Source organism: Caballeronia jiangsuensis, from assembly GCF_046030135.1.
GTDB classification, from domain to species: domain Bacteria; phylum Pseudomonadota; class Gammaproteobacteria; order Burkholderiales; family Burkholderiaceae; genus Caballeronia; species Caballeronia jiangsuensis.
Genome location: NZ_JAQQDB010000001.1, coordinates 1 through 13,578, shown reverse-complemented (window position 1 = coordinate 13,578; position 13,578 = coordinate 1). Strand labels below are relative to the sequence as shown.

Annotated in this window: 12 protein-coding genes; 9 read left to right on the top strand and 3 right to left on the bottom strand. The window is 61.1% G+C overall.

Annotated elements, in window-relative coordinates:
* Positions 1–7 precede the first annotated feature (7 nt).
* On the top strand, positions 8–1,699 hold the full coding sequence (locus PQR08_RS00060; RefSeq protein ID WP_250486957.1) for a GMC family oxidoreductase: 1,692 nt from the start codon (positions 8–10) through the stop codon (positions 1,697–1,699).
* Between the two features lie 10 nt (positions 1,700–1,709).
* Positions 1,710–2,882 (top strand): dihydrodipicolinate synthase family protein, encoded by a 1,173-nt coding sequence (locus PQR08_RS00055; RefSeq protein WP_250486958.1) that lies wholly within the window; start codon positions 1,710–1,712, stop codon positions 2,880–2,882.
* A gap of 21 nt (positions 2,883–2,903) precedes the next feature.
* On the opposite strand, the gene PQR08_RS00050 is transcribed toward PQR08_RS00055, so the two are convergent.
* Positions 2,904–3,224, bottom strand: coding sequence for a DUF4148 domain-containing protein (locus PQR08_RS00050; protein WP_238212962.1), 321 nt, complete (start codon positions 3,222–3,224; stop codon positions 2,904–2,906).
* Positions 3,225–3,526: 302 nt separating this feature from the next.
* On the opposite strand from PQR08_RS00050, the gene PQR08_RS00045 reads away from it, so the two are divergent.
* The gene (locus PQR08_RS00045; protein ID WP_250486959.1) at positions 3,527–5,401 is read left to right on the top strand and encodes an ATP-binding response regulator; all 1,875 of its coding nucleotides are present in this window, start codon (positions 3,527–3,529) and stop codon (positions 5,399–5,401) included.
* On the opposite strand, the gene PQR08_RS00040 is transcribed toward PQR08_RS00045, so the two are convergent.
* Entirely contained in the window at positions 5,322–6,074 is a 753-nt protein-coding gene (locus tag PQR08_RS00040) for a response regulator (RefSeq protein WP_250486960.1), read from the bottom strand. The genes PQR08_RS00045 and PQR08_RS00040 overlap by 80 nt on opposite strands.
* A gap of 281 nt (positions 6,075–6,355) precedes the next feature.
* Here PQR08_RS00040 and PQR08_RS00035 point away from each other — a divergent pair, with 281 nt between their 5' ends.
* Both PQR08_RS00035 and PQR08_RS00030 read left to right on the top strand, forming a co-directional pair.
* Positions 6,356–6,721 carry a hypothetical protein gene (locus PQR08_RS00035; RefSeq protein WP_250486961.1) on the top strand — a complete coding sequence of 122 codons (366 nt, stop codon included), beginning with the start codon at positions 6,356–6,358 and terminating at the stop codon, positions 6,719–6,721.
* Positions 6,722–7,168: 447 nt separating this feature from the next.
* Positions 7,169–8,038, top strand: a complete 870-nt coding sequence (locus tag PQR08_RS00030) for a response regulator (protein WP_250486962.1) — start codon at positions 7,169–7,171, stop codon at positions 8,036–8,038.
* A 21-nt stretch (positions 8,039–8,059) separates the two neighbouring features.
* Here the strand turns inward: PQR08_RS00030 and PQR08_RS00025 are convergent, their stop codons facing one another.
* Positions 8,060–9,742: an alkaline phosphatase family protein gene (locus tag PQR08_RS00025; protein WP_250486963.1), complete on the bottom strand. Its 1,683-nt coding sequence runs from the start codon at positions 9,740–9,742 to the stop codon at positions 8,060–8,062.
* 336 nt (positions 9,743–10,078) lie between these two features.
* Between PQR08_RS00025 and PQR08_RS00020 the strand changes: the two genes are divergently transcribed.
* From PQR08_RS00020 to PQR08_RS00005, 4 genes are all read left to right on the top strand, one after another.
* Entirely contained in the window at positions 10,079–10,756 is a 678-nt protein-coding gene (locus PQR08_RS00020; RefSeq protein ID WP_035500116.1) for a heavy metal response regulator transcription factor, read from the top strand.
* The gene (locus tag PQR08_RS00015) at positions 10,756–12,219 is read left to right on the top strand and encodes a heavy metal sensor histidine kinase (RefSeq protein WP_250486974.1); all 1,464 of its coding nucleotides are present in this window, start codon (positions 10,756–10,758) and stop codon (positions 12,217–12,219) included. Before PQR08_RS00020 ends, PQR08_RS00015 begins: the two co-directional genes overlap by 1 nt.
* A 132-nt stretch (positions 12,220–12,351) precedes the next feature.
* Entirely contained in the window at positions 12,352–12,627 is a 276-nt protein-coding gene (locus tag PQR08_RS00010) for a DUF4148 domain-containing protein (RefSeq protein ID WP_250486964.1), read from the top strand.
* 93 nt (positions 12,628–12,720) lie between these two features.
* A complete protein-coding gene (locus PQR08_RS00005) occupies positions 12,721–12,990 on the top strand; it encodes a DUF4148 domain-containing protein (RefSeq protein ID WP_250486965.1) in 270 nt (89 codons plus the stop codon).
* Positions 12,991–13,578 lie beyond the last annotated feature (588 nt).

The window sequence follows — 13,578 nt, the reverse complement described above, 5'->3', positions numbered from 1 at the left end:
GACGGACATGAATACGACGACATATGACTACGTGATCGTGGGCGGCGGCTCGGCCGGATGCGTGCTGGCGAATCGGTTGAGCGTGGACCCCGCGGTGAACGTGCTTCTCCTGGAAGCGGGCGGTTCGGATCGTCACCCGTTCTTTGCGATGCCGGCGGGCTTCGCGAAGATGACAAAAGGCATCGGGTCGTGGGGCTGGCATACCGTGCCGCAGAAGCATCTCAACAATCGTGTGCTGCGCTTCACGCAAGCGAAGGTTATCGGCGGCGGATCGTCGATCAACGCGCAACTCTATACGCGTGGTGTGCCCGCCGACTATGACGAATGGGTCAGCAAGGCCGGAGCGACGGGTTGGTCCTATCGCGAGGTATTGCCGTATTTCAAGCGCTCCGAAAACAATCAGCGCTTCGCGAATGAGTTCCACGCCTACGGCGGTCCGTTGGGCGTCTCGAATCCGATCAGCCCGCTTCCGATCTGCGAAGCGTTCTTCCAGGCCGGGCAGGAGTTAGGCATTCCGTTCAACCCCGATTTCAACGGCGCTTCGCAAGAGGGACTTGGGTACTATCAACTGACGCAACTTGACGCGCGTCGTTCGTCGGCAGCGACGAGCTTCATCAAGCCGGTTCTCGGACGGCGTAACCTCACCGTGCAAATGGCCACGCGCACGTTGCGCGTCATCGTTGAAGGCCATCGCGCGGTGGGTGTCGAGGTAGTCGTCGGCGACAGCCGCGATACGCAAATCATTCGAGCCGCGCGAGAAGTGATCGTGTCTTCCGGCGCGATCGGCTCGCCGAAGCTACTGCTGCAATCGGGCATCGGACCTGCGTCGCATGTCCGGTCTGTCGGGATCAAACCAGTCCATGATCTGCGCGGCGTCGGCGAAAACCTTCAGGATCACCTCGATCTGTTCGTCATTTCTGAATGCACGGGCGATCACACCTACGACAAATACAACAAGCTGCATCACGCCGCGTGGGCCGCGTTGCAATACCTCGTTCTGAAAAAAGGCCCGGTGGCGTCGAGTCTCTTCGAAACCGGCGGGTTCTGGTACGCAGACCGTGACGCGCCCAACCGCGGCCGTTCGCCCGATATCCAGTTCCATCTGGGGCTCGGTTCGGGAATCGAGGCGGGTATGGCCAGGCTGCAAAACGCGGGCGTGACGCTGAACACGGCTTATCTTCGGCCACGGTCGCGCGGCACGGTTCGTCTCGCGAGCAGTGATCCCGCCGATGCGCCGCTGCTTGATCCTAACTACTGGTCGGACCCGCACGACAGGGATATGGCAATCAAGGGCTTGCGTTTGGCACGCGATATTCTCAGCGCGCCCGCCATGCGTCGCTTCGTGCAGAACGAAGTTCTTCCGGGATCGCGGGCCAACAGCGATCAGGAGCTATTCGAGTACGCGTGCGCAAATGCGAAGACCGACCATCATCCGGTGGGGACATGCCGCATGGGACAGGCAAACGATCCGGACGCGGTGGTCACGCCCGACTTGCGGCTGATCGGTCTCGATGGGCTGCGAGTCGTCGATGCGTCCGTGATGCCTTTCGTGCCTTCCTGCAATACCAATGCGCCGACCATCATGGTCGCCGAGAAAGCAGCGGACATGATCATTCAATCTGCGTCTGCGAGCATCGCCGCGCCTACGGTTGCACCTGTCACGCACCTGCCCGACTTCGCCATTCCTTCCAGACACTGAGAGGTACAACATGAACATCAATTTGCCACTGCAGGACGGGACCGTCCGGGCGTACTCGCTACAAAATATGGAAAACCAGCTTCCCGGATCGAGTGCACCGACGTTCAACCGGATCGCGTATGCCGCCGCGCACGTCGTCATTGATCCGCGTTCTGCTTACGAGCCGTCGGGTGATGCACCCGCTGTCGATTGGGACGCCACGTTGGCATTCCGTACGTACCTTTATAGTCTCGGATTCAAGGTCGCCGAAGCGATGGACACTGCCCAGCGCGGCATGGGCATCGGCTGGCCTGTCGCGGCCGAATTGATCCGACGCAGCATCGCTCACGCGAAGTCGATTCCCGGCGCCGATCTCGCCTGCGGTGCGGGCACCGATCATCTCGATAGCAAGAAAGCGCATTCTCTCGACGACATCGTTGCCGCTTACAACGACCAGTTCGAGGTTGTCGAATCTGCGGGCGGCCGTCCGATCATGATGGCGAGCCGCGCGCTCTGCGCCGCTGCCCGCTCCGCCGACGACTACAAGTACGTCTACGAAAAAGTCATCTCCGCGTCGCGCGAAAAGGTCGTGCTGCACTGGCTCGGAGATGCGTTCGATTCGGCGCTCGCCGGTTACTGGGGCAGCAGCGATGTCGATACCGCGATGGCCACGGTGCTCGACATCATCGGTCATCAAAAGGAGAGGATCGAAGGAATCAAGATCTCTCTGCTCAACGCGGAGTATGAACGGCAGTTGCGCTCGAAGCTGCCCGAAGGTGTCGTCATGTTCACCGGCGACGACTACAACTATGGCGAACTCATCGCCGGTGACAGCACAGGCAAGTCACATGCATTGCTCGGCATTTTCGATCCGATCGCGCCGGTTGCGTCGAAGGCGCTGGCATCGCTGGCCCGAAACGACCTCGACACCTATCACGCGCTAATGGCGCCGACGGTCACGCTGTCTCGCGAACTCTTCGTCGCGCCGACTCAATACTACAAGGCTGGCGTCGTATTCCTTGCATGGCTCAACGGACACCAGAACCATTTCTCGATGGCAGGCGCAATGCAATCGGCGCGATCGGCACTTCATTACGCGGACGTCTTTCGTAAAGCCGATGCTTCCGGCGTGCTGATCCGTCCAGAGCTTGCATTAAGGCGGATGAAGCAGTTCATGGAGCTGCTCGCCGGCATAGAGAACTGAGCGCTCGACGATTACGGGATGCTACTGGCCGCCAGAATAGAGGTGCTTCATGTCTTCGTCGGAGGCGGGGCGAACGACGGTGCGCGATCCGGACGTCGATGAGCCGGATGGCATGCCGCCATACTCTGTCGCGTGATCGGTCGATACTCGTGCCTCAGCCGCCTGGATGTCGCCCGGATAACTTGCATCCGCGCTTTTGGCCGGATCATAGCCGACCTGTTCGAGCTGTTGCAGCTCTGCACGCACCTGGGCACGCGTCAATGCCGGATCCGTCTGAGAGAACGCAGCGAGAGGCAAGGAAAGCGCCGACGCTGCGGCGACCGCGATAACGACTGATTTCATGACAACCTCCTCGTAAATGCCGGGCAGTAGATTCAGGTGCAAAGCGGCCGTTACTAAACACAGGTCAAGTCTCGGCTCTCTGCACCGTCGTATCGATTGTCGGCCAGTGCCGACGCCCTCGACACCCACGTAGGTAGGCGAGCGCCCGAAATCGCGCCGCGAAGATGTAGCTATTCTTAAGCGGACAGATACATTCGTACCGCTACATTTGTATATCCGCATTCGAATGCGGTCCTGCTATTCTGTCTGGATGTCATGCTGCCGTATTCGCGGACGGCGACATTTCCGGATCGGGCATCGCGATGAGATCGTCAGACCTCTGGGTGCGCAGGTTCAGATCGGCGGCTCAGGAACGGGCGTTTCTGAGGGACTACGCGCAGCGCATGTCCGGACAGCGAAGACTCGCCATCGCGATCTTCACCGCGTTGTGGATCGTTTTTTCGATCCGTGACTTCGGGCGGATCGACATACTCGATCCCGCCCATCTGCACCACCACGAAATCATCTTCGCGAGAAGCGCAGCGGCCATCGGCATGAGCGTGGCCGTCGTGCTGTGGACGCCGCGCGCACTCGATGAACGCTGGGCCGTCGGGCTGCTCTGCCTGTGGACGCTCAGTGCGTGGCTCGCCACCTTGAGATTGCTGCAGATCGTGGACCTGCCGTGGCACGAACACTATTCGATCCTGACGCTCACGCTGTTCACGATCTTCATGGCGTTCCGGCTACGTGTGGTCACCACGGCGTGGCTGGTCGGGCTGTGCATTGCGAGTTATCTGCTGATGCTGTTCCTCCAGCCTCCGGGCGAGAAGTTCGGTATGCACCTGTCGTCGGTGATTGCGCATGGCACGAGTCTGCCGCTGACGTATGCCATCGGCCTGCTCGTCAGTATTCCGCTGGAACGTTCGGCACGGCGCGAATTCATGTACCGGCGCACCTTGCGCGCGGCCAAGGCGCGCGTCGAAGCCACGTCGCGTGCGATCAACGAGCAGAACAAACGCATGCAGGAGCTCGTCAAGGAGAAGGAGCGGTTCTTTTCGTCGGCGTATCACGACATCCAGCAGCCGCTCGCCGCGATCAACCTCTTCATCCGCAGCGCCCGGACTAGGATCAGGGACGGACACGCGGTGGATCGCGATCTCGACGTGATCGAAGAGACCGCTTCCGAGATTCTCGACATGTTCAAGGAGATCCAGGACTACAGCGAGCTGGGCTCGCAGGTTCCCCGCCTTGTGCCGGTCAATACGTTCGACCTGCTGACCGAAGTCTTCCAGCAATATCGGGAGACGGCCCAGTCGCGGGGAATCGATCTGAGACTCGCGAGGCGTCGAGTCGAGCCGCCGTCCATCGAGACCGACCGGTCGCTCTTCAAGCGGGCCGTATCCAATCTCGTATCGAACGCGATCAAGAACACGTCGTCGGGCGGCGTCGTGCTCGGCTGGGTGCAGGTGGATGACCGGTTGAGAGTCGATGTATGGGACACGGGAATCGGCATTGCACCGGCCTATCGGGAAGCTATTTTCGCCGAGTACTACCAGATCAACAATCCGGGACGCGATCGTTCCAAAGGGCTGGGACTGGGGCTGTCGATCGTACAGCGGGTGGTTCGTATTCTTCCGGGACACGCCATGAGTTTCGCGTCGGTCGAAGGGCGCGGATCGCGCTTTTCGCTCTACGCGAGCACTTCGGCATCGAAGCCGGCTGGCGCGACGATCCAGCATGGCGAGCGCCACAGCCCCGATCTCGACGGCACTTTCATGCTGCTGTGCGACGACGAACCGATGGTCCTCGAAGGCCTGCGACGCCTCTTTTCGAGCGCGGGCGCGCTCGTGCAGGCCGCCGAATCGCTGGCCGGGTTCGAGGCCATTCTTGCCGATGACAGCCGCATTCCCGATCTCATCGTGACCGATATCCGGCTGCGCGATGGCGTCTCCGGCAAGGAAGTCGCAGACCGTATCAGGCGTCACTTCGCGTGGGCCGGCGTGATTCCCGTCGCGTTTATCACCGGCGAGTTGCTGTCCGTTCAGGTGTTGCGCGACTTCCCCGAGCCGTTCGTGCTGCTGCGCAAGTCGTCGGCGCCGGAAGACTTGCTGGCGGAGATCAGCCGCTTCGTTGCCGCCCATCGGCAGATGAATCCCGATCTCGCGACGGATCTGTCGCCGGCAGTGTCCCGAGCTTGATGCCCTTGTCGGCCAGCATCACGATCAGTTCGGTGCGCCGCCGCAGATTGAAGTGCGCGAGCAGATGACTGATGTACTTGCGCACCGTGATGTCTTCGAGCCCCATCTTCGACGCGATGGCTTTGGACGGGAGGCCGCGCACGAGCCACGCGAGCGTTTCGTATTCGCGGGGTGTGAGTCCGAGATCCGGCGCGTCCCAACGTGCCGCGCCATCGTGCGTCGGCTGTGCATGCCCTGATTCGCGTGCCGGCGCCTCGGCCATGTCGATCGTGCGCCTCAATCCGGCGATGCTCGCCGCGGGCAGGTAGACGCCGCCCGAAAGCACGGCGACGATCGCGGCATGGAGCGCTTCGGGCGACGACGATTTCGGCACGTAGCCCATCGCGCGCAGTGCAAGGCATCGACTGACTGTCTCCATGCGCTCATCGGCCGATACCACGACCACAGGCAGGGACGGTCGTGCGTCTTTCAGGCGGACCAGCGCGTCGCAACCGTGCCCGTCGGGAAGTTCGAGGTCCAGAAACACGATGTCCGGATGATCGATCATCGCCGAATCGACGCCATGCGACAGCGTGCTCGCATGAAGCAGTTCGACATGCGGAAAAAGCTCCTTGATGAGCAGTGCAAAACCGGCTCTGAAGAGCTCGTGATCATCGACGAGCAGCACGCGCATCGCATCGTCTCCCTGACGGTACTCGAATAACTTTATACGCGGTTTACGGCTGGGACGTGGTTATTCGATCCCTGTCGATCAAGATTCCCTGCGACCTTCGACGTACACCGTCTAGCCGATAGGTTCGATATCCCGCGGATTGTAGGCTCATGCAATCGCACGAAATTCGGCGTGGCACGCAAGCGGTGTCGCCTTGAACGAAGATGTGCGATATCGAGCGTGCTCGTCGACTGACCTCGATATTCGGCACGCGCAATCCACCAGCAATGAAGGAGCGAAGCATGGAAATGAAAGCGCACGATCCGTCCCCGGAACAAGCGGTCACTCATGAAGTGAGCGCCGACCATCACGGCGTCGTTCAGACTCGTCTGTCCGGCACCATGACTGGCGTGGCGTATCGCTACGATGCGTGGCCCTCGCTGCACGGCGAGGTCTCCTTCGGGTTCAACGCAGGCCCGATCCAGGCAGGATCACACGTGTTCGTGTCCGTCAGCGAATGCGATAACGGCGGCAACCGCTTCATGGGTTCTGCCATCTACACCGTGCAAAACATCGTGGTGAAGCCGGGCCGTACCGAGTTCCGCATCAATATCGGATGGAATTCGCCGCTTCGGGTATCGACCGATATTCTCGTCATCAATCCGTAAGTTTCGCCGCGCGGCCCGTCTCTTCGTGCGTTAGGTAGTTCGGATATCGAAGTAATGTGCGAGAGACGGGCTTTTGCGCGAGGAGATCTGACGTACAGAGGACGCAACAGAAGGCGCAGAAGCAACCGAGCGCCGCGCCCCGATTCGCACACGATCCCGCATTGGTATCGCACGTCCGTATCGCGCGTCACAAGCCGCCGCGGCCGGGTAGCCGGGCGGGGCGCCCTAGCGCAGAGTTCAAAGCCTGCCGCTACGGCTTATCGATGCGCGCGCACGCCATGTGCGCGCGCTTTTCGTTTACCGGCGCGTTCGATTCGCATGCTTCACGCATGCGCGGTCTCTGAGGCGCCGCCGATATCCGGCCACAGCGCGACGAACCCGCGTCTGCTCCCACGCACGCCGGATCGGCTTAAACTACCTTCAGACCTACCTCAATTTCTTCGTCAGATGGAAAACCCGAATCACGCCGCGGGCAACCAGATCGCAGCGCACCGCGCGAGGCCTGCGCTCGACTTTCCGGTTGTCGGCATTGGTGCCTCGGCAGGCGGCATTCAGGCCTTGATCCGGTTCTTCGAACACATGCCACGGGATCCGGGCATGACGTTCGTGGTCGTGCTTCACCTCTCTCCTTCGCACGAAAGTCAGGCCGACATCGTACTGCGGCGCGTCACGCGCATGCCGGTTTCGCAGGTGACCGGAGCGCCGGAGTTCCTGCCCAAGGTCTTCGACATGTTCAGTCAGGCAGAAGGGAGCGTCAAACGTGACAGCGGCGGACTCGGGATCGGTCTGTCGCTCACGAAGCAACTGGCGGAAATGCATGGCGGAAGGATCGAAGGGGAATCGGCCGGGATCGGTCGAGGCGCTTGTTTCCGGTTGTGGTTGCCCAAGAATTCGCCTTTTGCCACACGCGCGAAGATGAGGGGCGTCGCCGATCCGAGCATCCTCAGGGGGCTGAGGGTCTTGCTCGTGGACGATTCGATCGAAGGGATCGAAGCGTTCGGCGCGCTGCTCGAACTCGAAGGCGCCGAAGTCACCGCCGAGTCGAGTGCGCGAAAAGCGGTTGCTCTGGCGATGGATGGTCAGTTCGATCTGATCCTGTCGGACATCGCCATGCCCGACATGAACGGGTACGAATTGATCGAAACACTGCGCGAGCAACCCAATACCGCGAAAGTTCCAGCCATAGCGCTGACGGGGTTCGGGCGCGATCAGGATGCTGCGCGTGCGATGCGCGCCGGCTTCGATGCGCATATTGGAAAGCCGGTAACGTTGAGTGCGTTACTGGCTGTCCTCGGAGCGAACATGCTACGACCCTAGCAAGCCGGCGCGTGCGCTCAACTAGAAGCGGTCGCCTTCGAAACCGGGCAACGCCTGCGTCCCTTCGATCTCGACCGAATGCAGACGCCTTGCATCGACGCCCAGAAGTCTCAGCATGGTCGGCGCGACCTGCGTCGTCAGCACCCGGTCATCGACCGTGCGGCCCGCGTGCTTCACGCCCGGCGCGTACACGATCAGGCCGAGGTGACCGTCGTCGGGTGCGTTGCCGCCGTGCTCTTCATCCTTCGATCCGCTCGACGTATAGATCACACCCGGATTCGGCTGCACGATGATGTCCGGCGTGCGCCCCTCGCGCGGATCGCCGAATGCGGCTGCGATGCGCGGACCGTAAAGCAGATAGGCATGGGGCCCGTCCGCGCAGATGCCCGGCGCGTTACAGCTCAGATTGTCCTTGAGCGACTTGACGGCTTGCGCCAGTTGATGCTGATCGCGCAGCCAGATGAGACTGACATCGTCGCTTTGCACGAAGCCGGTGTCGACGAGGCCGCTACCATCGTTCAGGTTGCTGGTCTTCGTCGCATTCTGGCCGTAGTTGCCCTTCGGATCGAGATAGTTGTTCGCCTGAAGCAGCGCCGCGACCGTATCGCCATTCTTCACGAGCTTGCTGTGATCGGTCGGCGACTGGCCGTGCTTGGCCGTCACGATGATCGCCGTGGACCGATACAGGCCGCGCTGCTTCAGTTCCGACACGATGCGCCCGAGCGATGCATCGACATAAGCGATGGCTGCGCTCACCTGCGGACCCGGCGTGAAGCTCGCGTCGAGATAGCCGCCGTTCGTTGCCACCGTGGCCTTCTGCGCGACGCTCAGCGTCTGGAAGTTCGCGCCGAAGATGGTCGGAACGCCGGGCGCGGCGTCGCCTGCCGAACTCTTGCCGTCGATCTGGTTGATGAGCGCCTGCACATGGAGATCGTCGAAGACTTCGGTATGCGTGTAGATGTCGGTGTAGTTCGTGTTCGTCTTCGGGTCGATCGCGTTGATCTCGGTGCGCATGAGGTCGTCGACGCCCGTGCCCGACGGTCCGTTCAGCCAGTCGTAACCCCACGCATGTTTGTCGGCCCACGCCGTGCGCGCCTGCGGCACGCGCGCCTTGATAACTTCGAAGACGGTGTTGGTCTTCACATAATCGTGCGGATAAACGGGCTTGCAGACGCCATCGACTTTCGCATGGGGAATCGCTTGCGGATTGAATGCATTGCCGCCGTCGAGATGCACGAGTGCGCCGCCATTCTGGGCATCGATGCCGGTGGTTTCATCGAAGACCACGTTCCAGCCTTGCGCGCCGCTGCAGCTGGTATCGGACGGGGCGTACAGGGTGCGGTCGTACGACACGTCGTAAAAGAGTCCGGTCGTCTTGGGCGAACCGCCGGTCACGAGTGCGGCGAGACCGGGAAAGGAATCGGACAGCCCCGGCGTGTGAGCGTTGGTGTAAGTGACCCCGTCCCTGGCGAGCAGCGCGATGTTGGGACACGCATTGGATGCCACGCAGCGCGCGACATCCTGTTCGTGCAGACCGTCGAAGCTGATAAGAATCACATGCTTCGCGACGGCGCGGTCATCATGATCCGGACGGCGATGATCGCGGTCGTCCGCCCTTGCATGCGACGCGTTGAATGTAGCCGCCGCGAGAATCGCGACGACGAGAGGGCTGTGCCTGAGGGTGCGTCTGTTCGTCTTCTTCATGTCTCACCTTGTTGTCAATTGATGAAGCTTTCGCAGAGGCCTATCAATGTGCGGTGCAATTGCGGCGTGTCCATGAACAAGGGCTTTCGTTTGACTGTCTTCTGCGTACTTTATTTTTCGTCGGATGTGGTCGTTGTTAAGGATTTCATAAGGAGTGTTGTGCTTCGCGGGAGTAAGAAATGGCCGCGCGGCGGTTGCCCGGATTTTGTTCTCCATCGAGATTCGCAGGAATATCGTCTGACTGAATCATCCCCAGATAACAGATTTGTAATTCAGCCTGCGTAAGGCGCGCGTAGAATTGCTTGCAGACGAACTGGAGCAAACGGGACTGCCAGAATGCGGGTACTCATTGTCGAAGACGAGCAAAAGGCGGGCGCCTATATAAAAAAGGGCCTCGAGGAAGCGGGTTACTTTGTCGACGTCGTCGGCGACGGCGCCGAGGGCCTCATTCTCGCGAAGGAAGAGAACTACGATGTGATCGTTCTCGATGTCATGCTGCCGTCGATGGACGGCTGGTCCATCGTCAAGAACCTGCGCGAGTCAAAGTCGACGCCCGTTCTCTTTCTGACCGCGCGCGATGACGTGGCGGACCGCGTGCGCGGCCTGGAGCTGGGCGCCGACGACTATCTGGTCAAGCCGTTCGCCTTTGTCGAACTGCTCGCCCGGGTGCGCTCACTTGCGCGTCGCGGTCCGCCTCGGGAGAGCGACCTCATCGTTCTCGGCGATCTGGAAATCGACATCACGCGGCGGCGCGTCAAGCGCGCCGGCAAGCGCATCGACCTCACGCCGCGCGAATTCGCCCTGCTTCAACTGCTCGCGAGGCGGCACGGCGAAGTATTGAGCCGCACGCAGATTGCGTCATACGTCTGGGACATGAACTTCGACAGCGACACCAACGTGGTGGAAGTCGCGATACGAAGACTCCGCGCGAAGATCGACGACGAATTCGCCACCAAACTGATTCAGACCGTTCGCGGTGTGGGTTACGTCATCGCGCTGGAAGACTCCGCGTGATCAGGCCGCGTTCGCTGACCACCACACTTGCTCTGGCGTTCGCGGCGACCACACTGGCGGTATTCGGGCTTGTCGGCACATTCGTCTACCTTGCGCTGGAGCAACAGGTCAAGGTTCAGGACGATCTCGATATCGTGCTCGCGGCCCGGCATACACGCCGCCTCGCCGACGAGTTGACCGACTACGGCGATATTCTGCGGCATCGTGAACGACTTGAAAGCCAGGTGCTCGGCAACGAAGCACTATCGCTGCGAATCTCGGACTCGGCCGGAAAGACGCTTGTGCAACACAACGTCGATCCGGCGATCGGCACGCTCGAGATGCCCACCGCCGCGGTGCCTGCCAACGCCCAGATCACGGAGCGTGCCATCGCGCCGCTCGCCATCGCCACCGGTGCGCCGATTCGCGCGCTCGCCGTCGATGCCGCGCTGCAGAACGGAACGATCGCGACCATCGTCGTCATGCGCGACATGCACGATCGCTGGCTGCTGCTGGATCGATACCGCGACAAGCTGCAACTGGCGGGCGTGCTCGGCGTTCTGCTGGCATTCTGCATCGGCTATTTTCTCGTGCGCCGCGCGATGCAGCCGGTGCGTGAAATGGCGGTCAACGCAGCCAGCATCACCTCGGACAAGCTCGATACCCGGATCGAAGCGTCGCGCGTCCCCATTGAACTCGAACCGCTCGTCGTCTCGCTGAACGGGATGCTCGCCCGACTGGAGAGCAGCTTTCAACGACTCTCGCAGTTCACCGCCGATCTCGCGCACGACATGCGCACGCCGCTTTCCAACATGCGCGGCGCGATGGAGGTGGCGCTCGCGCGGCCACGCCCGGTCGAGGAGTATCAGGCGACACTCGAGTCCGGCCTCGAAGAATGCGAGCGGCTTTCGCGGATGATCGAGAACGTGCTGTTCCTCGCGCGCGCCGAGCATCCGCAGTTTGCGAAGAACATGCGCATCATCGATGGCGGCAAGGAATTGCAGCATATCGCCGACTACTTCGAGGGATTGGCGGACGATGCCGGTGTTCACATCGTCGCGTGCGGGTCCGCGATGTTGCGGGTCGATGTGGAACTCTTCAGGCGCGCGGTCAGCAACCTGCTTGCCAACGCGATGCGATTCACGCCGGCGCAAGGCATGATCACGCTGTCGATCCACAGCGCGGAAGACCGGGTCCGCGTATGCGTCGAGAACGAAGGCGCGCCCATTGATCCTTCCTTGCTCGAACGGATCTTCGATCGCTTCTATCGGGCGGATCCGTCGCGCGGTGCATCGGGAACGACTGCGGGATCGGCGGGGCTCGGACTTGCAATCGTTCGCACCATCATGGACCTGCATGGTGGCCGTGCGCACGCCGAAAGCGATGCGCGCAGCACGCGGTTCATACTGACCTTCCCGGTCGTGGAAGCGTCTGATCTGCCCGAAGGCGGCAGCATTTCACGATCTCAGATTTCAAACTTGTAACGTCACCGTCAGACTTTCGGCAGTGCTCCGAATCCAGAATAACTTCAACGTCGGCATTCATTGAAGCCGGTGTCGCGAGGGTAAATTGCACTCGGGCAAGACCCTCGTCTTCTATTTCGGAGAGGGAACACCATGAAAGCTATCGCATGTGTCGTGCTGGCAGTAACAACGCTGCTGCCGTTCAGCGCTTTCGCGCAAACCACGGGCGGGCAGGTGACACGCGCCGAAGTGTGGGCCGATCTCGCGCAACTTGAAGCGGTCGGATATCGGCCGAGCACGCATGACGCGGATTATCCCAATGCGCTCATGTCCGCCGAGGCGAAAGTCGCAGCGATGCAAGGCCACAACGCCGCGTATGGCGGCGATCAGGGCGGCGCGCATCAAGTGGGTAGCGCAGGCGCGCAATGACTTGTGAAGCGGCATCGCCGCGAAACTCATTCAATCGAATCACATTAGTCGAGTCATAGGCTTATATTCACGCACTCCTTAAGGATTAAGATCATGAAAAAGACTGTTTTGCTTCTTCTCGCTTCATTGGCTATCGGTGTGGCGGGGCAGGCGTCCGCGCAGACCAGCGGAATCACGCGCGCCGAAGTCAAGCAACAACTGGTTCAAGCCGAAGCGCAGGGTCTGTTGCCTGCGAACGGCGTCGACTATCCGCCGAACGCGGGCGCCATCGCACGGAACAAGGCCGCCTTTCAGGCGCGAGAGCAAGCGCATGCTGCGGCAACGGGTTACGGCGGAGCAGCGGACGGTCAGACGTCGAACTGAACGCTGGCGCGTGTTATGTGCTTTTTCTAAGAAATGCAGGATTCTTGGAGAGAGCGCGTGACGCGCTTCTGGCTTTTCGCTGGATCCCGTATTCGCGGTGGTCTATTGGCACTGCCCCTCCCCGGGGCGGGGGTCACTTTCTTTGCTGCTGCAAAGAAAGTAACCAAAGAAAGCAGCTTCTCACCGCCCGCGGTCACACGCACGTTGGCCATGCTTGCCAGCCGACAATGGCACTCGCCTAAGTGTCGCCCTCGAAGGACCAACCGGGCTTGGCTCGCGCACGGTCTGCCACCCCAAATGTTTTAGCGCGCTGGTTCAGCACAAAAGAGCTTCGGCACAGCGCTTCGCGCTGCCGTCGGGTATGCGAGGGAAACCATCGAAGAAGGAGCGCGCGCAAACCCGATTGACCCATCGGCCGCGTAGCGGGCCGGAGCCATTTGGTGCTGAACCAGTTTCTTGTGTGGCGCGATGAGTCAGACCGTGCGCGGTCCAAACCCCGCGAGACCTTCGAGGGCACGCGCTACTGCCGGGCCATTAGGCCAATCGTCTGTGCCGCGGCCGGCGTGAAGTGCTTAGGCTGGGGATAGC